Source organism: Bacillus salipaludis, assembly GCF_004358205.1.
In genome coordinates, this window is the sequence record NZ_SMYO01000024.1 from 20,447 (window position 1) to 38,520 (window position 18,074).

Here is an 18,074-nt window from a genome sequence, read left to right on the forward strand (position 1 = left end):
GAAATCCCAAAATACAACATGACAATAGTAATAATTAAGCGTTTACAAGATAATGAAAATTTTGTTTAATTAATTCAATGAGATTTCTCATCCATGTCTAACGACACTCACTATTAATTAATGCAAGTAACGTGCCAAAACTATAAATAGTTGAATTACCTTGAAAACTGTCAATTTTCTTTCGAAATTTGTTCAAACTTTGTTCAAAACCGAGTTGTTTTCAACTCATTTGAATTATAATCAACTCATCTTGTAATGGAGGAATCTTGAATGGTTTCTGAAACACAAAGTCCGTTCGAAATCACTGTTGATACACTCAAAAAAATACTTGATTATTCATCTGATGAAATCTTCGTGATAGATGCACAACAACGAATCATTTTCGTTAATAGTGCCTGCGAAAGACATTACGGGTTAAAACCTGATGATGTTGTGGGGAAATATAACATTGAATTATTTGAAAAAGGATACTGGAAACCTTCAATCGTCCCTTCAGTATTTAAGGAAAAGAGAACCGTTAGTATGAAACAGACAACCTATTTAGGAGCGGAGTTACTAACCACAGCCGTCCCTATATTAAATGATCAAAATGAAATTGAATTCGTTGTGACGACATCTCAAGCGCTGCAAAACTATAAAACTATTAAAACGGAAAAAGAAGAAGTAATACCTTCCGGCAATCCTAACAGTGCTACCCCCATCACCAATTGTGAAAAAATGAAAGATATTTTAAAGGTGTGTGAAAAAATCGCTAAGGTCGATTCAACGATTTTAGTTCAAGGTGAATCGGGTACTGGTAAGGGGGTACTGGCTCATTACATCCATAACATCAGCAAACGAAGTGACAAAACCTTCTTAAAAATAAACTGTGCTGCTTTGCCAGAGGATTTACTTGAATCGGAGCTTTTCGGATATACCCAAGGGGCCTTTACTGGGGCAAGTAAGTACGGAAAAAAAGGCTTGCTTGAAATTGCAGATAAAGGCACATTATTCCTCGATGAAATCGGCGAAATGCCTTTGTCCCTCCAAGCTAAGCTTCTCCAAGTCATTCAGGAAAAACAGTTCCTGCCAATTGGCGGACAGGAAATGAAAGAAGTAGATGTCCGGATTATCGCCGCAACTAACCGTGATTTAATTGACATGGTGCATAAAAACCAGTTTCGCGAGGACTTATTTTACCGCCTAAATATTATTGATATCCAGCTTCCACCGCTAAGGGAACGAAGAGAAGATATTATTCCGTTAACCTATAATTTCTTATATAAATTTAATAAAAAATACGAAATGAATAAAATCATCTCGCAGGAATGCTTGGACCTATTTTTTTTGTATTCCTGGCCAGGTAATATCCGCCAGCTTGAAAATGTGATGGAGAGATTGGTAGTCACCAGTGATTCCATCATCCATACAAGCGAACTACCTGATTTAATCTTAAAAAACATAAAACCCCACACGCAGCATATCCTGCCTGACAATCTTGATGATGCGATTGAGCATGTGAAGAAAACGCTTGTTGTACAATCCTATAAAAAACATAAAAGCTCAAGAAGAGTGGCTAAAGATTTAAATATCAGCCAAACGAGGGCTGTGAAGCTGATTAGTCAGTATTGCGGGGATGAGATTTTATAATGAATGAATTCAAGTAAAGATGTAAAACCAATCCGGTTTTATATCTTTTTTATTTCATCTTCAGTAAAACAAAAGGAAGTCCTCCGTAAGAGACCTTCCCAACTAGTCTACTGCTTTATCGCGAAACAACTTCTCTTCCGTTTCCATTTAACTCATCCAAGGCAGGTATCCCCTCCCAATCCCCCTTAAATTGAGTAGCCAGCACCCCTAGAACATTAGCACACATGAGAGCTTTTTCATTACATCGGGCAATGAAACTGACTTTCTTTTCCCTCCCTCTTAAAACCAGATAAATTTTAATCCTTCAACCTAAAATCAGCTCTTTAAAATGTTCGATTATTTGTAACACCATTTATAGGTAGGAGATGGCATAATCAAATACAGATAAGTCTAAAGGGAAATTTAGGAGGCGGTTTTAGTTGTTAAAGTTTATCGTTTTTGTAGTTTTAATCCCGATTACAATTTTTCTGTTGAGTGCTTTTATTAACGGGTTGTTTGAGTTAAATCATGAAGAAAAAGAGAACAGAAAAAGGATCCTTAGAGAAGGGCTTGAAGGGTATCTTGATCGGACGTTTGGATATGGAACCGCTAAAATTTTTAAATCAATCCTCGATGCTGAGGGGCTATTAAGCTATGTGATTTATTTGCCTCATTATGATTGGTTTAAATCTACAAAATACCAATGGTTTGAAATTTCTCTTTCTGATAAGGGCTATACTCATAGTGAAATTAAGGCGTAACCAATTATCTTCACACCCCTAAAAAGGGGTGTTTTTTTATTTGTACCATACAAAAAGTGATGTAGAATAAGGTGAGCATCATTATCGAATTCTATACCAAATTGGATTACAAAAAAGATGTGAAATCACTATTGGTTTCACATCTTTTTATTTAACAGGTATAGTAAATTATTTGATGCACTCTCATCAGGTGTTGTATGTGATTTCATGCGAATCTCGTAAGAGCTGAAGACTTTTCCGTATAGATAGGCAAAACTCAATTGTAAACCGGAAGCAATATAAAAAGGCAGGGACAGTGAACCTAGTCCAAAAAGATAGCCGGAAATATACGGTCCAACCGACATAGGCAGCCTCATGGAAAAGACATTGATGCTTGAAGCGAAGCCTCGGCGCATGTCACGAGTCAAACTTACACTTAACGCTTGCTGTGCTCCTTGTGTACCTCGGTTTAAAGCTGTTCGAATTATATACAAAACTGAGACAAGAGCATAGGAAGAGAGTAAGGGCATTAGGATCAGCATTAGGCTGGCTAAAAAACGAATCAAAACAATAGATCGGATGGTCCCGTGTTTGTGGGATAATCTTGCTTGTAAAATCGAGGTCATACCCGTCACAAAAAAGGTGATGGCCAATGTTCCGCCAATTTGTGAACTGCTTGCCCCGAATTTGGCCGCAAACCAATAGGACATCATCGGCCCTGTCAGTCCGATGGCAATCCCATTAAGGATGTTAATAGCAGCCAATTTCATGACTGCTGAATTTTCTTCGTGTAAGATCTTCTTTTCTTGATTCCCGGACTTTTCCATTATGTAACCTTGTTGTCTCTTAACCTTCTCTTCTCGAATGGTTAAAATGATAGAAGCCGTAATCAGCGATAGAATGAAGATAAAGATAAATAAAAGCCGATAAGAAGATCCTCCTAGCAGGATATTTTTCCATAAAGCTGTGGTCCCCGCTAGCGCTGCACCCGCCGTCATTCCGAAAAAGCTGAGCGCATTATTTAGACTGTATAATCTCCCACGCTCCGTTTTTGGTATAAATGCCGCCAGCCAGGCCTGCTCCGCTGGGGCACACGGACTTGGGGAACCGGCATCCGCTTTTCCAAAACCAGAAAAAGTGATTGCCATAAATAACAAGATAGTGTTTGTAGATAATACCCCAATCAACGCACATCCGGCAGTTATTAGTTCAGAAACAAGGATAAACGGTTTTCTCCCCCATCGATCACTATAGATACCTATGACTGGGGCTAGTCCAACACCAAGTAACCCTCCGGCAGCAAGCACACTTCCAATTGCCGCGGTGCCCCATCCCAGCGCATCAAGATATAAAGCCAGCTCAACCACCATCATGCCTTGTCCAATGCTTCTTAATGCGTTAACTAGCATAAGTTTTCTTGCTGACGGATGGATTTGCCCGAATGCCGTATCCATTTGCTTATTAAACTTAAACATCACTCTTACCACTTCTTTTCTATTAGGGTGGTTCTACTCAAAAGGGTTCCAAAACATATTGTTATTTATTCACAACAACAATTACCATTTTCATTAAATTTCCAACTCCTGATTATTCCCCAAATTCATCCTAATTTCGTTTACCCACCGGTTTTGGTTCTTTACCCACCGCTTTAAAGAGTTTACATTCCGGTTTCCCCTTTTTACCCACTAATTTTCGCCCTTTACCCTCCACTCCTCATTTGAGCTACTAAAAATCAGGAAAAATTTAATATTCCATATTTCGTAAACAAAAAAAGTGCCAAAGGTTATGTATCAGCTCCCTTTAGCACCAACTTTACATTCATTTATTTTTGTATTTGTCATTTTGATAGAGGATTATTCAAAATATGTCTCCGATAAATTATTGGTGATGACTGTATCATGGTGTTGCTATTGGCACCCTTTATAGCTTTCTCAATCAGATCATGTTTCGGCGCCCATTGGCAGACTGGATCGGTTGCATTAGCATCTCCGGTTAAAGCAAAAGCCTGGCACCGGCAGCCGCCACCGTCTTGGTGCCGCAAATCACATGAACGACAAGGTTCCGGCATCCATGCTTCACCGCGGAAATGGTTAAAGGCCCCTGATTTATACCATATTTGCCCTAGGGACGACTCTCGAACATTCTCAAAGGATAAGCTTTCTATCATTCCGGCAGTTGGACAAGGAAGAACATCCCCATTCGGAGCCACCGTAAGACCAATCGCACCCCATCCTCCCATACAAGGCTTCGGTGCTGAAGCGTAATAATCTGGAATAACCCAAATGATTTCCATTTTTCTATCAAGACGTGCTTTAGCAGCTTCATAGATTTCACTGGCACGCTCAATCTGATCCCAGCTCGGCATCAGCCTCTCCCGATTGAGCAAAGCCCAGTTATAATACTGAGTATTCGCTAGCTCCAGACGCTCAGCTCCCATTTCCTCCGCTAGCTTAATAATTTCATTCAAATGATCAAGATTCATCCGGTGTAACACAACATTTAATGATAAATGCAACTTTGCTTCTTTTATCGCAATGGCCGCTTCCTTTTTCCTCTCAAAGGCTTTATATCCACCAATGAAGTCCGAAAGCTTCGCTTCCCCTGCCTGGAAGCTTACCTGCACATTTTCAATTCCAGCAGCTTTGAGCCGAGCGGCTTTTTCAGTTGTCAAACCTATGCCGCTTGTAATGAGATTAGTGTACATCTCTAATGAATTTGCATGTTGGATCAAGATCTCCAAGTCATTACGCAGGAGTGGTTCACCACCAGAAAAGTGAACCTCTACCACTCCTAAATCGGCAGCCTCTGACAAGACACGGCACCAATCTTGGGTCGTAAGCTCCATTGTCTCCGCGGCCATTTTTAATGGGTTTGAACAATAGGGGCAATGCAACGGACAGCGATGGGTCAACTCCGCGAGAAGTGAAAACGGTGGTCCAACCCCATTATTGTTCTTGGTAATCGACTGTTCCATGTTTATGGATCACCACCCATCCTTGATCCTCCATCTCCCGAAGAAATTCGGAAATGTCTTCTTTCATCTCATTTAAATCGGGTAAAGCATCTGTACTCATTTCTTCTGATCCTGCCTGTAATGAACTCCTTAAAGCCTCAGCAATGGTGTGCACCGATCGACTCCCGTCACATAGCGTAAGGATCGATGCAGCGGTTTCGTTTAGGACCACAACTCTTTCCGGTAACAAGAGGAGTTGCTTCTCTCTCACTTTATCAAACTTTAATCGCGCCTTTGCTGCGAGCTTTGGAATGCTGCTAGTTAAAATTGGCTCCACCACCAATCTTTTAATCTAGAAATATCAGTCACCCATTAGAGGGATATGCCTTTTCAATAGCATCAAGCTGTGCCCACAACACATCACACTTGAATTTTAAGGCCTCGACTGCGCGCTTTTGCTCTTCAGGAGATTGACAATAAGTCAAAACAAGCTTAAGGGCGCAATCTGAATCGCGAGGTGCTTGCGTTAAGCGATTTTGAAAATACTCAAAACCTTTACTGTCAATCCATGGATACAAACGATCAAGTATCTTCATCCGCTTCGAAATGAGATCAGGTGAAAACAATTCGGTTAACGAGGAGGCAACCGCTTCAATCCAAGGTTTTGTCCGTGCGAAGTTCACATAGGCGTCAACGGCGAAACGTACGCCCGGTACAACATGGTCCTCGCGCTCTATTTCCTCCCTGGACAACCCTACAGCTTCTCCAAGTCGAAGCCATGCTTCAATTCCGCCATCTTCTCCATCTGTACCATCATGATCAATAATTCGCTGAATCCATTCACGTCTTAACTCCCTTGACGGCAGTATCGACAGAATCGCTGCATCTTTTACTGGAACTGATTTCTGATAATAATATCGGTTGGCCACCCAGCCGCGAATTTGTTCCCGGCGTAAATTTCCTTGATGCATCGCCAAATGAAAAGGATGTTTGTCATGATAAAAAGAACGTCCCACATCCTTTAAACGCTCTGTGAATTCATCCTTTGTCCAAGGTGAATCCCCTTTTTGATACAGAATTTTTTTCTGGCTAATAAGTCCACCTTGTTCCGGCATCCTCACACCTCCACTTCCATTCCGTCATAGGCAATCTCAAAACCAAGTCGCTCCAATGTATGTCTTTCCTTGGAGTCCTTCTTCAAAATAGGGTTGCTATTATTAATGTGGATCAGAATTTTCCGTTCGGCTGGGAATGATCCTAGCCTTTCCGCGATCCCCCCCGAACCACTAATAGGTAAATGCCCCATGTTTCTTGCGTCGCGTTTAGTCGCACCCATCTTCACCAATTCTTCTGCTGACCAAAAGGTGCCGTCGACCATTAAGATATCAGCTTTCCGCAGGCAAGCTTCTAAATCCGGAGTGATGTCTACTAATGTAGGGAAATAAGCAAGACATTTGCCGGAACTCTGATTATGAAGAACCAACCCAACTTCCCAAAGGTCTTCTGGCAGCTCATCCTTCAGATTTGACTGGGCATAAAGCGGTGGCTTTCTTGACACCGGGATTGTTTCTACGATTATCGTCCCTTCTCCAAAAGCTCCTACCCGTTGCCCGATATTTGGCTGAAGAGACTGCCATTCCCATGAGCAATAGTTTTTTAGCATTGGGAAAACCGGAAAAGCGGACTGCAAACACTTTCTAACAATCTCAGTTCCGTAAATGGTCAGAAAAGAGCCCTCTCGCAGTGACAACAGCCCAATTGTATGATCGAGTTCAGCATCTGTTAAAATTACACCAGCGAGAGAGGTCTCTCTTATTCCAGGGCCCGGATGCAGCACAGAGAATGATTCAATCTGTCTGTGAACATCCGGACCTGCATTAATGAGGTACCAATCCTTGTCATTGGCACTTACTGCAAGAGAAGACTGTAATAATGGTTGAAATTCATGGTTCTCTTCGCGAACACCGCGGCAGTTTGGACATGCACAGTTCCACTGCGGAAATCCCCCTCCTGCTGCTGTTCCTAAGACTCTAATTCTAATTTGCCTTCAGTCCTTTCGCTTGCGATTTGAGCATCTTTATTACCCATTTCCTTCCGTTTCCCCAATAACCTCCCAACTTGCCACCCAATCGCGATATTGGTCAGACCCATTAACGGAAATAAAATATAGTCCCCCACCGGGTCAGGAAGCAAGAGGTCGACAAACAGCCACCCGCCAGTTGTTGCACATCCAATCATCGCACCAATCAGTGATAGTAGGTAACGGCTCTTTCTCATTTGCATAACCTCCGTTGATTTTTTATAAACCGTTAATGAGAAATACAAAAGAGGCAAGCAGTGTTTATGCTACTTGCCGGTGTAGATATACATGGTCACTTCAGAAGCGGTATTAATTACTTTATATTCAGGCTTAACCCACATGTTATCCCCTCCTTTTCGTGAACTTCCAATGTTTATCAGCTTTCAAGGGATTTCAAATTTTCCCTGTCACCATCATCTTATGTCAGCTGATACCTCAAAATAACTAGAATTTCGACTTATAGTTGTCCGAAAGTGGTACGGAATTTTACAATAGATAGCAAAAAAGGACAAGAACCTGTTGATGAATAACAAAAAACCTGAGTCGATTTTAAAACGGACTCAGGTCTTTGCATTGTTTCTACCTATAGAGTTCTAAGTTTATTACTTTTTATTGGCCAGCCATTTTGCTAACACTTTTGCTTGGTCTGCATCAACAAGGCCTCCAGGCATCCTTCCGCCTCCGTTAATGATTTGTTTTTCGATTTCCTGTTCAGACATCGATGAGCCAACATGCTTTAGACTAGGGCCGGCTCCTCCTTCAAGATTTTGACCATGGCAGGATATACAGCTCTTATTGTAAATGGCTTCAGCATTCATACTAGCCGGCTGCTTTTTAGGCTTTTCTTTATTTCCGTGGCTGCCATGATTCGCATCATCATTTTTCCCTGAACCTTGCGGACTCTTTTCAGGTGTAGCTGACAGTTTACCGCCAAGACCAAAGGCAACAACCTTCGTTCCGGTTACGTAAACTACAAATTGTTTCCCGTTTTCCACGTAAATCGACGGAGCCATCATAATCTGTGCTCCACCGCTTTTCGCATTCCATAAGACTTTTCCGGTTTTAACATCCATTGCGTTGACGGTTCCGTCCAACTCCCCGTAGAAGGCAAGGCCAGATGCTGTACTTGTGAAACCTCCACGCATCGGTTGTTTTGTCTTATTTTGATAAACCTTTTTACCAGTATTCACATCAATAGCAGTGATCGTGCCGGATATCTCAGCACCTTTCGGGGTTATTACAACAGAAGTCCCCGGGAATAAACCATTTTTTTGTTCTAATTCTTTTTCGTCTTTCGCTGCCACCCCGATGGACGGCGCGTTAATACCTGGAATTAGGACATAATTAGTTGTTGGATCATAAGTTTCAGGGGCGTAGTTTTGTCCGCCTTCCACCCCAGGCCATTGAGGCTTAGCTGTCTTCTCATCCGTTGTCAGCGGTGAATGCTGGATTTTGACAAATGGAACGCCATCATAGATGGTATCACCTGTTTTCGCATCCCAAGCAAACCATTTTCCGTTTTTACCGCCATGTACAACTACTTTCTTTTTATTACCGCCAACGGTAGCATTGAGAACCATTGGAGTCGCTGCAGCATCATAATCCCACTCGTCATTTTCGACTTCTGATTTTGCCCAAACAAATTTTCCGGTTTTACTATCAAGAGCAACCACCGAATCTGTATAAGGATTTTTACCCGGGCGAGCTTTGATAAAAAAGTCAGGTGCAGGATTCCCTACGCCAAAATACATCATATCAGTATCCGGATCAAATGACATCGGGTTCCAGACAGCGCCGCCCCCGATAAATTTCCCCTTTACCCAGCCTTTCCCTTGCTCAGGAACCGTCCAGAAAGGCTGATCCCAGGCTGGACTTAAATCGCTTGCTTTAAAAGCCATAACAAAACCGCGAATTCCATTATCACCGCCGCTGCTTCCAACATAGACATTGCCTTTATAGTACATAGGGGCGGATGTTTCATAATAACGGTTTTCAAGTGTAACCCCTTTCATGTTCTTCGTATCCCAGAAATTAATCATTTTAACTAATTTTCCTGTTTTCGCATCAAGCTTGGCTAATCGATTATCTGCAATAAGTACAAAAACATTTCCTTCTGCTACCGCTACACCACGGCTGGCGACAACTTCTAAAAGGCTGAGATCCGCTTTATTAAGATGATCTTGAACCTCTTTAGGAGGTTGCCAGTCCCAAATCTTTTTTCCATTTGAAGCATTGATAGCAAACACTCGGTTAAAGGAAGTCGTAACATACATCACCCCATCTTTAACAACAGGATAGTCCTCAGAGGCATTTTGGACTTTTGTACCCCAAGTTGCTAAATCTGATTGCCAGACAATACCTAAATTCTTTACATTGTCTTTTGTTATTTTTGTATAGGGGACATTCCGGGTTTGTTGATAGTTATATCCCCAAATTGGAAAGCCGGTATCTTTTTTAGCTTCTGTAGTTTGTTTCTCGGTCGTTTTTTGCTTATTTTCATTTTTCGTCTGACACCCCGCAACTAACATTAATCCTAAAAAAGCTACGCTGATCGATTTTACATAGCGCTTCAACTTCAAAAAAAGACCTCCTATGCTATAATTTCTCGGGTGGTCAAATCATTCCCCTAATTGCCTCATTTTTTAGGATATTTTCAAGTTTCCCCTATTAAGAAGATACTTATATTAATTAGACCCGCCACTTTTTCTATATTGAGTAAAACCTGCCTTAATTATGCAAAAAAGAGGGCAGAATCTACTTAAAAATTAGAGAGGTCTTGTATCCTGTTTTTTGGTATTACCAATTAAGAATATTTACTAAAAATGGAGACAATCTATAAATAAGGATATTCATCTTTTTATCCTTAAAAATTAAGAAGTTAAATATTTAGGAGGGCGATTTATGAGGTTTTTTTCAAAGTTTACAAAAGCTGGATTTGCCTTAATTCTATCTTTAGGTTTTTTATTGGTTTCTTCCCAAAGTACTCTGGCTGCAGAAATTGGTTCTGCAGAACATAACGGAATCAAACTGACGATTAATAACTACACCATAAAGAACTATGGCCAAGAGATGGTGGTGTATTATACGATTCAATCAAAGTCAGGACAATTGATGGAAGGGAAAAGCCTTATGAATAGACCGGATTTTACGATTGGAAATAAGTTTGTTCAAGGAAATGATGCCTGGTATAAAAAAGTCAGCAATCAGCAATATCAAGGCGCAGTAACGGTGCAGCTGCCACAATATATCCCTGCTTCATCGAATGTATCCTTTAATACAGACAGCATTTCGAGTCAAAAAGGCCAATGGACGATTAATTTTGAAATTAAAAAGTAATGAATAAACAATTTATTACATAACAAAGCCTACTTCCTTGTTTTTAGGAAGTAGTCTTTTTCTATTAAGGTTTTGTGGAAGAAATATAAATGGATAAGAACGTGTACATCTTTTCAATCCCCTCACTCTTTTTATCAAGGACGACAATATAAACCCTTTCCATCAAAATGAGTAAATAAATTTACCATAATTTGTATAATACAGAAATATAGTAGGGCATCATAAGCTTGTTCTTTTTAAAATTAGATCCTCTAAAGGAGGGACCGAACTGGAACATCTCATGTTCAGCGATTCACTACATATTAAGAGTTCACAGTGTGAGGAGGTATTTTCGTGAAACGTTTTTTAAAGGCAACAGGTTCGGTTTTGTTGGCCAGTATGGTCCTTGTTGGCTGTCAATCGAATAATAACAAGAACAATACAAATAACAAGGAAGAGACCAAGGAATCCAACCAGTCCAACCAGACAAACCAGGTAAAGGAGACAGGATTCCCAAATTGGGGTTATGACATTCAACATACCCGACATGTGCCCTATAAAGAGATTACAAAAGATAATGTAAAAAAGATGGGGATTGTTTGGCAGCAGGATATCGTGGAATGGAATAAGGATGTTCCGAATTTACAAGAGGATTTCCCTGTTGTACAAAATGGGGTCATGTATGTAACGAGTGCAAAAAACCATGTGTTTGCAATTGATGCCGCAAGCGGAAAGAAACTTTGGGCATGGACACCTCCCAAGGAGGTACTTGACCACCTAAATAGTTTGCCATGGCAATCCAACGTGGCAAGCAGAGGTGTCGCAGTGGCCAATGGAAAGGTATATGTCTTGATGATTGACAATCGGCTGGCCAAACTTGATGCCAAAACCGGAAAACTGGAAAAAATGGTTAACTTCTGGGATCATGTTCCCTCCATTAAATTAGAAAACCGATACTATGAATCTTCAGCTCCCATGTATTATGATGGAAACATTTACGTTGGAAGCAGCGGCGGTGATAATGGTACTCGAGGCTTCGTTTGGGCATTTAAAGCAGATAGCCTCGAACCGCTCTGGAAAGAACCGTTTTGGACCGTTCCTGAAAGAGGAACCGGCTGGGCGAAAGGGAAATATACGGGTGGAGGTTCCGTATGGACACCGATGTCGTTCGATCCAGATACCGATATGATGTATTTTGCAGTAGGGAATCCAGCCCCTGACTTTTACGATGCAGACCGAAAAGGAAAAAATCCATATACGGATTCCATCGTTGCTTTGGACAGTAAAACTGGGAAATTTAAATGGGCATCCTCCCAAGTTGATCACGATCTATGGGATTATGACGCTGCCGCGACACCGATGGTTCTCAATGCCAAGGTCGGCGGGAAAAAGCAGAAGATTATAGTGGAAGGCGGAAAGAACGGGAAATGGTATGCATGGGAAGCCAAAACTGGAAAAACCATTTATGATGGTGTACCGTTTGTCAAAATTCAGCACTCAGCACTACCAACCGATGAGAGTAAAGTTAAACTTCAATGGCCGGGTACGCCAGGTGGCGAGAGCTATGCTCCAGAGACGTATGATCCCGAAACCAACTATGTACTGATTCCAGGTATTAATTACCCGAATTTAATGTTAGCACCAAAAGATGCGAAAGAGATTGCAAAAGATAACAATACCTTCCCTGGTACGAAAATCCTTCCTTTACCACATGACGTTGATACTTCTGGTACTATTACTGCTATCGACGTTAATACAGGTAAAAAGGTTTATCAACTCAAAACGGATGATCCAATGTATGGCGGATTCACAAGTACTGCTACGGGCCTTGCTTTTTACGGTGAATTGGACGGAACGGTGAATGCTCTCGATATTAAAAAAGGAAAAGTATTATGGAGCATGGAAAGTGGAGGAAAACAAATCAAAATGGCGCCTTCCATTTATACCGTTGACGGCAAACAATATGTCGCGATGATTACTGGTGGAACGAGGGTTGTGGTCTATGGCCTCGGCGGTAAGGAAAAGGCTGCAGCCCCTAATAAAAATGCCAAATTACAAGGGCAAGCCGATGTCGTTATCGATCCGGAAAAGGTTTACAAAAAAAGTTGTGTTTCCTGTCATGGAGATAATCTTCAGGGCGCAACTGCTCCAAACCTTCAACACATCGGTAAATCGATGTCCAAAGAAGACATATTGAATCAAATCTTAAACGGCGGCGACCGCATGCCGGCAGGCCTTGCTAAAGGTGCAGAGGCTGAAGCACTAGCAGAATGGCTATCTAAAAAGAAATAATGTGTTTTCTAAGAAGCAGTCCGAGTCCGATTCCTTCATTCGGACTCAGATTGTTTCAGGAAAAAAAGCGGTGAAACTTATAAACGAAATAAAAGGATGGTGGTAAAATGAGGAACCTATCGAAATATACTGTAAGTTTCAGTAGTTTCGCCTTAGTCATTTGCTTGCTCATCAGCTTCGTCTTCCCTGCTTTGACCAGTGCCGAATCCCAAAATCAGGGCTTAGGTTCTGCTGAAGATAACGGAATCAAGCTAACAATCGATGGCTATACCATTGTAAACCACGGTCAAAACATTAGGCTGAATTATACCATTCATACAAATTCGGATGTTCAAGTTGATCAGAATACCAGAAGCCTGATGGAAAGTCCGCATATTTGGATTGAACACACATTAGTTCGTGAAACTTCCGATACGTTTAAAAAGGTAGGGAAAAACGAATATAAAGGAACAATCGAAGCACAACTACAGCATTACAGACCTGAAAGTCCTCATATGACATTTGATACTCATGGGATTTTCAATCAAAAGGGCGATTGGACAATTAGATTTGTCCTTAATAATGCTGAATTCTAATATAAGATGTTGAAACCCAAAAATCATCCCGTATCATCCTTTAAAATGGTACGGGATTTGATTTTTTGACATGATATTTAATTGAGAACAAGACAATATTGATCAAACTGATTCATGCGGAAAGTGACAAACATTGAGGTACAAACTGCTAATTTTGTCGATATCTAATCAGAATTTGTAGATATTTCCCGGGAAGTTGTAGAAAATTGAAAAATAGTTTTTAGATTGCTTGCAAGTTATATCACCTAGCGATACGATACAAAAAAGAGCCAATCAGCCCCTTACTCACCATTTCTAGTATATAAGATGGTTTTGATTTATTTTTACGTTATATCGCCCAGCGATACGAAGATACAATCGACCAAATCTAAATATCCCTATTAAGGATAACACTATTTTAATTGAATTCCTCAAAGGCTACCTGTCCCTAATAATTTATCACTTTCTTCGAGTTCTGTATTTTGTTTAGATGCATATCGCTTAAATAAATTTTTAATACATTTTTACAACGTTAAGCAAAAAAAAAAGCCTTAGATAGGCATCTTATTTTCGGAATATGGAGAAAAATCCCCCCCATTTTTCTTTAGGCTTTTGTATCGCTTGTTCTAAACGTTTATTAAAATCATTTTGCGAACTCCATTCTCTTTTCTGTTCGTCCCGCAAATTTTGTATTTCTTTTTGTAAGAATTCACTTTTTTGTATTTCTTGTTGAAGCAATGTTTCGTAATGGTTCTTTTGTTGTTCAGTTAATTTTTCAATTTTAGCTTGAGTTTTTTGCGCTGAATTTCCAATAGTAGAACTTATAACATGATGATCTTGCTGGAGCCGGGAAACCGTTATTTTAAGCTGAGACATATCGTTTGTCAGTTGGCCATTCATTTCACGCGCGGCTGCCAATTCATTCACTAAAAACATTAAAATCTCTTTTAATTGATTGGGGTCTTTGGGTAGATGTTCGTATGTATCGGTTGTTGAGATCTCTGTTTCATTGGACCCTTCTAATCTTTCCTTTTGTTGATACGCAAGGTCTTTAGCTGTATCGTCTAGAGGCTTGTCCGTATCGCGTAACGCTATAAGCGCTCCTATGTCAGATTGAACAAATATACGCCGATCACCATCTTTTAAAAACTCATATCCATTCCGCTCTAAGATTTGGCCATACTTTCGGACAGTAGGTGTTGCAATCCCCACTTCTTCTGCCACTTCCTTAGAAGTGAAAGCTCTTTCATTAGGTTGTATATCGCGTCGCATATCGTATCTCCTTTTCTATTAAATGTGAAGGTTTTTAGATTTATTTTCAAGTGTTATATCGCCAAACGATTCGAAACAAAAAAAGAGCCGATCAACCCCGTTCATGCTGATTCCTTTTAGAGATAACTAAAAGTAACTATTAGAGGCGAAGTGGTAGAACTGTCCCTTTAACCTCCTTCAGTTTTTTAACAAAAGTTTATTCAATTCACGTACTTGATCATATGCTTTCAATAGGTATTCAGGTACCAGTGTTCTTCCATATTCCCAAGCATTCTCTTCGATTTCTGCTAAAAGCTGTTCCTTTTCTTTCTCTTCACCATAAATGAGAGTCTTTAAAACTCTTGTATTTTTCCTAAATTCTAAATAATAACCAAGCTGAAGATAAAGAATAAGTTTCACAAAGTTTTCATCTGTTTCTTTAATCTTAAAGTTAAGCTTACCGTTATATCCGTTAATTTGCAGGTAGTTAAACTTTATCGTATTTGTCGCTACGTTATAACTCATCGGTGCAGTGAGTTTATTGCTGGATTCAACATTTATATTAAATTTGAGCTCTTGTAATGTACTTTTAATGATCTTCTCAATATTCCACATATAAAGCATTTTTCTTCACCCTTCCAAAAAACATTTTCAGCAATCGCAAGTGAACCTGATCTTGCTTAAATATAATATATCTTTACCATAAAGTTGTTTTAATCTAAATTGAAGCATTCTATCTTCTATAGTAATTTATTAAATGAATTCTTACGAAAGCAGCTGCCTTTTCCCAAACAAATATAAAATTGTCACATTGCAGTCGTTTTAACATTAATATACGCTGCATAATGTGACAAGAGTCATTTATCACAATTTGTTATTGAACTAAACTGTACCGCTGAACCGGGAAAGGATCTATTTTGGCTCTATTAAAATTGGTTGTTGGTTTCCGCTCCAATCAACTTTGGTTAAAAATCAACATTGTTCTTTAACATAGTCATTTTTTTTAAGTGATTTCTTAAAATTCCTTATTGGAAATGGAAACTAAATTACTTTTGAGGGGATTTATTTAATCGCAGTGGATTTATTTATGTAGAATGGAAAAAAGGCCTCTCACCAATTTAGTAAGCTGATGAAAGGCCTTCTGTTGCAGGGCGGGTTTTCTTTACACTCACTTGTCAATTTATAAAAGGAGGACAAAGAAACCTTTATTGACTTTAAAACCTTTCTATTAAGGGGTTTATAAGATTTATTACATTATGCCGCCCATTGGTTAGAGCATAAAATTAAATTAAATAGATTCATAAAGTCATTGATATTTATCCCCCCATTTTTTCATTCTGTTAAATGGTTACTTATGCTTCAATAGCTGTGCAAGATCATATAGAGAATGGTACTGTTTAATTTGATAGTTCCGTCCTTTTTTCTGCAAATACCTTTTATCGCAAAATTGTGTAAGCACATGTAATAAGTGCCGATAGGATACGCCCAAATAATCACAAACCGTTACGTGTTTCTCCTTATAAACGCCTTCATCTGCAGTTTCCAAAATAAAATCCGCAAGCCGGTTTTCAAGTGGGAAAGCAAGACTTTGAGAATATCTTGCGGCCAATAGTGATGCTTTTACACTTAGAAATTTGGTTAATTCACGTAGAAATTTCGTATCTTCCAGCAATTGTGTTCGATAGTGGTGAAAAGGAAGAGCAAAACAAATGGTCTGAGTCGAGGCTTGAATCCCTTTGGTATAGTACACGTCATTTAATAATTCCATTTCCCCAATGTAGTCATTTGCATTGATAAAATTAATTAAGGAAACTTTCCCATTTTGATGTGTCACATATATTTTTGCTTTTCCTTTAATAACATAAAATAGAAAATACGGTCTCATACCTTCTTGAATAATCCATTCATCCCGTTGATATTCGTGAATTTGTAAAAACTCTTTGATCGGAAATGAAAACAAATGTGCGATGGAGTGTTCTTCCAGATAGAGCTGTCTTTTATCATTTTTATAAATTTCCATATATCACCTCTTAAAATATGAGATATCTCATATTATTGTAAAAATCTTAATGATATTATGCAACCAATGGGGTGATAAAAATGAACACACAACGTTGGATGAGTAGTCAATTTTTTAGTTTTTTTATGACTTGGGGTATTTTTCTACCGTATTGGACCGGATGGATGATCCATACAAAAGGGATTACCGTTTCACAAGCTAGTTTGATTATGAGTCTAGGATTGGTTGCTAGAGGTCTCTCTACTTTGATCGCATTTCCTTATTTCTCGGAAAAATTCAGTAGTAAAACATTATTAAATGCAATGTCCATTGGTACAATCATCAGCCTTTTGAGTTATATCCCGGCAACTTCCTTTCCTGGCTTACTTTTAGCTACCTTACTTTTACATTTCTTTTATCCAGCATTAATGCCAGCTTTAGATAGTGCAGCAGGAACACTTGTACAAAATAAACAATTAGTGGATTACGGCAAGAGCCGTTCATTTGGTTCAATCGGATTTGTTGTGGCTGGCATGACCTTAACTTTGTTTACAGGGGCATTGGGTGATGAAGTAATCTTATGGGCCCTGTTACTAGGGACACTGATTTACCTATTTCTAGGTTTTATGAATTCACCGGTTATTTTATCGAAAAAACCGAAAATGGATCAAAATAAAAAACACGGAATGATGAGTTTATTCCGTATAAAACACTTTGGGTTAGTGCTTGTTATCGTGATTTTATTACAAGCAGCCCACGCCTCTTATTACAGCTATGGCTATATCTTTTTACAGGAAATCCATGCACCAAAGTACTTGATTGGACTCATTCTTAACATCGCCGTATTAGCAGAGATCATTTTCTTTTCCATTGCCGACAAGTGCTTTCAGCGGTCAATTGGATCCTTGTTAACACTGGCGGCACTAGGTTCCACCATACGATGGTTACTAGTATTTTCCTTTCCTAATGTCATTGTATTCTGTATTACACAATCTTTGCATGCATGCTCATTTGCAATGGGGCATTATGCCTTTATAAAATATTTGATCAAAAATATTAAACCCGCACAGATTCCGAAAGCACAAGGCATGTATTCAGCGCTTGCACTTAGTTGGAGTACTGCAATGTTCACATTTTTTGGTGGCTATTTATACGAAATTGGGCCAAGATATGCCTTTATCGGAATGCTTGTTTGTACCATACCATCAATGTTGCTTGCGGTTATATATCGAAAAGTGGAACTTAGAAAGGAAGGGTTAATTTCTATTTATTAATAGATATT

Annotated in this window: 17 protein-coding genes; 6 read left to right on the forward strand and 11 right to left on the reverse strand. The window is 39.5% G+C overall.

The features are described from left to right. Nucleotides 1–270 precede the first annotated feature (270 nt). The gene (locus E2K98_RS26935) at nt 271–1,629 is read left to right on the forward strand and encodes a sigma-54 interaction domain-containing protein (protein ID WP_133339627.1); all 1,359 of its coding nucleotides are present in this window, start codon (nt 271–273) and stop codon (nt 1,627–1,629) included. Nucleotides 1,630–2,048: 419 nt separating this feature from the next. Beyond that, entirely contained in the window at nt 2,049–2,369 is a 321-nt protein-coding gene (locus tag E2K98_RS26940; protein ID WP_133339629.1) for a hypothetical protein, read from the forward strand. A gap of 137 nt (nt 2,370–2,506) precedes the next feature. Here the strand turns inward: E2K98_RS26940 and E2K98_RS26945 are convergent, their stop codons facing one another. The 8 genes from E2K98_RS26945 to E2K98_RS26975 all read right to left on the reverse strand — a co-directional run bounded on the left by E2K98_RS26945 (nt 2,507) and on the right by E2K98_RS26975 (nt 9,960). Continuing rightward, nucleotides 2,507–3,823 carry an MFS transporter gene (locus E2K98_RS26945; RefSeq protein ID WP_133339631.1) on the reverse strand — a complete coding sequence of 439 codons (1,317 nt, stop codon included), beginning with the start codon at nt 3,821–3,823 and terminating at the stop codon, nt 2,507–2,509. Nucleotides 3,824–4,185: 362 nt separating this feature from the next. Further along, on the reverse strand, nt 4,186–5,322 hold the full coding sequence (gene pqqE / locus E2K98_RS26950; protein ID WP_133339633.1) for a pyrroloquinoline quinone biosynthesis protein PqqE: 1,137 nt from the start codon (nt 5,320–5,322) through the stop codon (nt 4,186–4,188). Then, nucleotides 5,294–5,638 (reverse strand): pyrroloquinoline quinone biosynthesis peptide chaperone PqqD, encoded by a 345-nt coding sequence (pqqD, locus tag E2K98_RS26955; RefSeq protein ID WP_208025430.1) that lies wholly within the window; start codon nt 5,636–5,638, stop codon nt 5,294–5,296. Before pqqD ends, pqqE begins: the two co-directional genes overlap by 29 nt. Nucleotides 5,639–5,666: 28 nt before the next feature. Then, entirely contained in the window at nt 5,667–6,416 is a 750-nt protein-coding gene (gene pqqC / locus E2K98_RS26960; RefSeq protein ID WP_133339637.1) for a pyrroloquinoline-quinone synthase PqqC, read from the reverse strand. A gap of 2 nt (nt 6,417–6,418) precedes the next feature. Continuing rightward, on the reverse strand, nt 6,419–7,342 hold the full coding sequence (pqqB, locus tag E2K98_RS26965) for a pyrroloquinoline quinone biosynthesis protein PqqB (protein WP_133339639.1): 924 nt from the start codon (nt 7,340–7,342) through the stop codon (nt 6,419–6,421). After that, a complete protein-coding gene (locus E2K98_RS26970) occupies nt 7,324–7,578 on the reverse strand; it encodes a hypothetical protein (protein ID WP_208025431.1) in 255 nt (84 codons plus the stop codon). Before E2K98_RS26970 ends, pqqB begins: the two co-directional genes overlap by 19 nt. 69 nt (nt 7,579–7,647) lie before the next feature. Beyond that, entirely contained in the window at nt 7,648–7,722 is a 75-nt protein-coding gene (pqqA, locus tag E2K98_RS32455) for a pyrroloquinoline quinone precursor peptide PqqA (protein ID WP_165976399.1), read from the reverse strand. Between the two features lie 261 nt (nt 7,723–7,983). Beyond that, entirely contained in the window at nt 7,984–9,960 is a 1,977-nt protein-coding gene (locus E2K98_RS26975; RefSeq protein ID WP_133339641.1) for an outer membrane protein assembly factor BamB family protein, read from the reverse strand. Between the two features lie 322 nt (nt 9,961–10,282). Here E2K98_RS26975 and E2K98_RS26980 point away from each other — a divergent pair, with 322 nt between their 5' ends. The 3 genes from E2K98_RS26980 to E2K98_RS26990 all read left to right on the forward strand — a co-directional run bounded on the left by E2K98_RS26980 (nt 10,283) and on the right by E2K98_RS26990 (nt 13,563). Continuing rightward, complete coding sequence (locus E2K98_RS26980; protein ID WP_133339643.1) at nt 10,283–10,717, forward strand: hypothetical protein; 435 nt, start codon at nt 10,283–10,285, stop codon at nt 10,715–10,717. A gap of 333 nt (nt 10,718–11,050) precedes the next feature. Further along, nucleotides 11,051–12,988 carry an outer membrane protein assembly factor BamB family protein gene (locus tag E2K98_RS26985; protein WP_133339645.1) on the forward strand — a complete coding sequence of 646 codons (1,938 nt, stop codon included), beginning with the start codon at nt 11,051–11,053 and terminating at the stop codon, nt 12,986–12,988. 107 nt (nt 12,989–13,095) lie between these two features. Next, a complete protein-coding gene (locus E2K98_RS26990) occupies nt 13,096–13,563 on the forward strand; it encodes a hypothetical protein (protein WP_133339647.1) in 468 nt (155 codons plus the stop codon). Between the two features lie 543 nt (nt 13,564–14,106). On the opposite strand, the gene E2K98_RS26995 is transcribed toward E2K98_RS26990, so the two are convergent. From E2K98_RS26995 to yeiL, 3 genes are all read right to left on the reverse strand, one after another. Beyond that, on the reverse strand, nt 14,107–14,814 hold the full coding sequence (locus E2K98_RS26995) for a hypothetical protein (RefSeq protein ID WP_133339649.1): 708 nt from the start codon (nt 14,812–14,814) through the stop codon (nt 14,107–14,109). Between the two features lie 177 nt (nt 14,815–14,991). After that, nucleotides 14,992–15,417 (reverse strand): hypothetical protein, encoded by a 426-nt coding sequence (locus E2K98_RS27000; protein WP_133339651.1) that lies wholly within the window; start codon nt 15,415–15,417, stop codon nt 14,992–14,994. Between the two features lie 724 nt (nt 15,418–16,141). Beyond that, nucleotides 16,142–16,813 (reverse strand): transcriptional regulator YeiL, encoded by a 672-nt coding sequence (yeiL, locus tag E2K98_RS27005; protein ID WP_133339653.1) that lies wholly within the window; start codon nt 16,811–16,813, stop codon nt 16,142–16,144. Between the two features lie 80 nt (nt 16,814–16,893). Here yeiL and E2K98_RS27010 point away from each other — a divergent pair, with 80 nt between their 5' ends. Next, nucleotides 16,894–18,066, forward strand: coding sequence for an MFS transporter (locus tag E2K98_RS27010; protein ID WP_133339655.1), 1,173 nt, complete (start codon nt 16,894–16,896; stop codon nt 18,064–18,066). The last annotated feature ends 8 nt before the right edge of the window (nt 18,067–18,074 follow it).